3 protein-coding genes are annotated in these 2,509 nt (G+C 60.7%); 2 read left to right on the plus strand and 1 reads right to left on the minus strand.

Going from position 1 to position 2,509, the window contains the following annotated elements; translation table 11 throughout:
- Positions 1-290: 290 nt before the first annotated feature.
- On the minus strand, positions 291-1,247 hold the full coding sequence (locus tag H0X91_RS34560) for a LysR family transcriptional regulator (protein ID WP_006498289.1): 957 nt from the start codon (positions 1,245-1,247) through the stop codon (positions 291-293).
- Positions 1,248-1,405: 158 nt separating this feature from the next.
- Here H0X91_RS34560 and H0X91_RS34565 point away from each other — a divergent pair, with 158 nt between their 5' ends.
- Together H0X91_RS34565 and H0X91_RS34570 are read left to right on the plus strand one after the other, a co-directional pair.
- Positions 1,406-1,966 (plus strand): flavodoxin family protein, encoded by a 561-nt coding sequence (locus H0X91_RS34565; protein WP_006498288.1) that lies wholly within the window; start codon positions 1,406-1,408, stop codon positions 1,964-1,966.
- On the plus strand, positions 1,963-2,262 hold the full coding sequence (locus H0X91_RS34570) for a hypothetical protein (RefSeq protein ID WP_006498287.1): 300 nt from the start codon (positions 1,963-1,965) through the stop codon (positions 2,260-2,262). The genes H0X91_RS34565 and H0X91_RS34570 overlap by 4 nt, the downstream gene beginning before the upstream one ends.
- Positions 2,263-2,509: the final 247 nt, after the last annotated feature.

The following is a 2,509-nucleotide window of genomic DNA, read 5'->3' on the forward strand; positions in this document are numbered from 1 at the left end:
TGTGGGGGAGGCGCGTGGATTGGGGGCCGTTTGTGATTCGGTGTGCGGAAATTGGACAGTTGGGGGGGCGGTTTTTTGCGGCATGCGATCTGATGACGCGACAAGACCTGCGCTCACGCTTCTTCCGAGTGGCAGTTACCGACCCAGAGTCGCCTTTCACCGCATCGGACGTGCAACGTCGGTTTGTCGATCTTCGGCGGTCGCTCGATGAATACCTCCGGCCGTCGCGATGCTGCACACGCAATTTCCACGCGGAACCACACGTTTGGTAATACAACGATGGCTGACTGCTACACGCTATAGCTATCCAAGGCATCCGTAGGCACATGCAATTTGCTATCCGCCGTTAGCGCTTCCAGCAGATGTTTGACGGTAACTTGCACTCGTGGCGCGACAAGCGCCCGGTGTGGATACTGCATCACCATCTCATAGCTTCCGGGATGGTGAAACCTGTGGAGAATGACCTTCAGCGCACCGGAACGCAACCGATCCCACGCAAGATGCACCCCGACCTCCGCGATGCCAACGCTATCGCACGCCGCCTGCACCAGCGATTCCGGTGCGGATAGTGTCAGCATTGCCTTGCCGGAGGGGTCGATCGTCGTGATGCTTTTGTCGTCGCCCGTGAAGTTCCACGGCGCGACCTGGCCGCTCAGGAATCGCCGTGCAATGAGCCGGTGCGCGTGCAACGCATCCGGCGTTTCGGGCACGCCATGGTTCGCCAGATAGTCGGGAGACGCTACCAGTACTGTATTCAAGCGACAAATGGGGCGAGTCACGAGCGCGGAATCCGGGATGTTGCCGCCTCTTACCGCAATGTCGTAGCCGTCCCGGACAATATCGATGACCCGATCGTCGAAATCGACCTCGACCGACAGCGCCGGGTAGCGAGCGAGCAGCGCGGGCAGCGCCGGAAGCACGTGGTTATGCCCGAAGGCGGCACTCGTCGAAATCCGCACGCGCCCGGCCGGCACGGCCCGCTGGGCGGAAACCGTATCGATCGCGGCATCCAGTGTTTCAAGTGCGATGCGCGCGTGGCGCAAAAACGCCTCGCCTTCCTCTGTGAGTTTGAGTGTGCGGGTCGTCCGGTTCATCAGCCGCACACCCAATGCTTTTTCGAGGCCCGCCACGTTCTTGCTCACGGCAGCCGACGTGACGCCCAATTGTCGGGCCGCTGCCGCAAAACTTCCCGCATCCACGGCCTGGACGAGAGAAACGATGGCTCGAACACGCTGCGAAGAATCCACATTTCCTCCATGACTGACATCGCGCCGACCTGTCGTCGCGCCGCCGGATTCTAAACTTTCAGTTGAGGGTGGTTCAACCCTGCCAGAACTTCTCGTAATGAGTGACGCTCGTGACAATGGCGGACATCGCCCCTCCGTCCGAAGCTTGCGAGTCTTCAATGCTCATCACGATCCTCTATGACAGTGGCTATGGCCACACCGCGAAACAGGCCCAAGCCGTTGCAGACGGCGTTCGTCGCGTGCCGGGTGCCGAAGCGCAGTTGATCGCCGTTGCAGATGGCGATACGCCCTGGGAAAAACTCGCCGCGAGCGACGCGATCATCTTCGGTTCGCCGACCTACAACGGCACCGTCAGCGCGAGGCTCAAAAAGGTGATGGAGGACTCGACGCGGCCCGCGTGGATTCCCCAGTCGTGGCGGAACAAGGTTGCCGCAGGCTTTACGAATTCGGGCGCCATGCACGGCGACAAGCTGAATTCCCTCGTCACGATGGCGCTGTTTGCCGCCCAGCACGGGATGATCTGGGTCGGACTCGATATCTTCCCGGGCAAGTCGCCGCAGGAGAAGAATCGTGTCGGCGGATGGCTGGGCGCGATGGCGCAATCGGATGATGCATCACCGGACATCACCCCCATCGAGAGCGATATCGATACCGCTGCGTATCTGGGCGAGCGCGTCGCTCACGTGACCAGCCAGTTCATGTCAGGAGCCGCACGATGAAATTGCTTTGTCTCGACGTCCCGCTGCCGGGGGCCAGCCCGGACGCCTATCAGCCCCATCTTCTCGAAGAAGTGCGCCATGCGTGGCATCTGTATAAAACGGGCTTCGTGCGCGAAATCTCGTTCCGTCAGGACCGCCCGGGCGTCGCCATCATTGCCGAAAGCGATTCGGTCGATGCCGCGAGACAGGCGCTCGCCGAGTTTCCGCTGGCCAAGGTCGGCCTGATCGACTGGGAGATCATTCCGCTCGGCCCGTTCGTCGGCTGGGAGTCGCTGTTCGCGTCGCGCGACGCTTGACTGCTGCGGCAGCGTCTATCGCGGTGTCGGTCCGTGGTTGTCGTGTAGCGCTGACGCGGGATAAATCGTCAACCACGGGCCTGCCGCAGTCTGCTTATCGGCGTTGTGTGACCGTAGACCTGTAGTAGCTTTTTAGAAATGTCGTGTTCTAGCCATTTAGAAATGTCGCATTTGGACCTCGGTAAGCTTGCCGGTTCCCCGTCAGATCATGGAGCCGACGATGCACCGAACAGCTCTGGTGACATTG

The sequence above is a fragment of the Burkholderia sp. 9777_1386 genome (assembly GCF_015712265.1).
Lineage (GTDB): Bacteria > Pseudomonadota > Gammaproteobacteria > Burkholderiales > Burkholderiaceae > Burkholderia > Burkholderia cenocepacia.

What these genes read in the sequence shown, in the direction of transcription:
- H0X91_RS34565 (WP_006498288.1), top strand. Translation starts at nt 1,406, where the DNA reads ATGCTCATCACGATCCTCTATGACAGTGGCTATGGCCACACCGCGAAA.
- H0X91_RS34570 (WP_006498287.1), top strand. Translation starts at nt 1,963, where the DNA reads ATGAAATTGCTTTGTCTCGACGTCCCGCTGCCGGGGGCCAGCCCGGAC.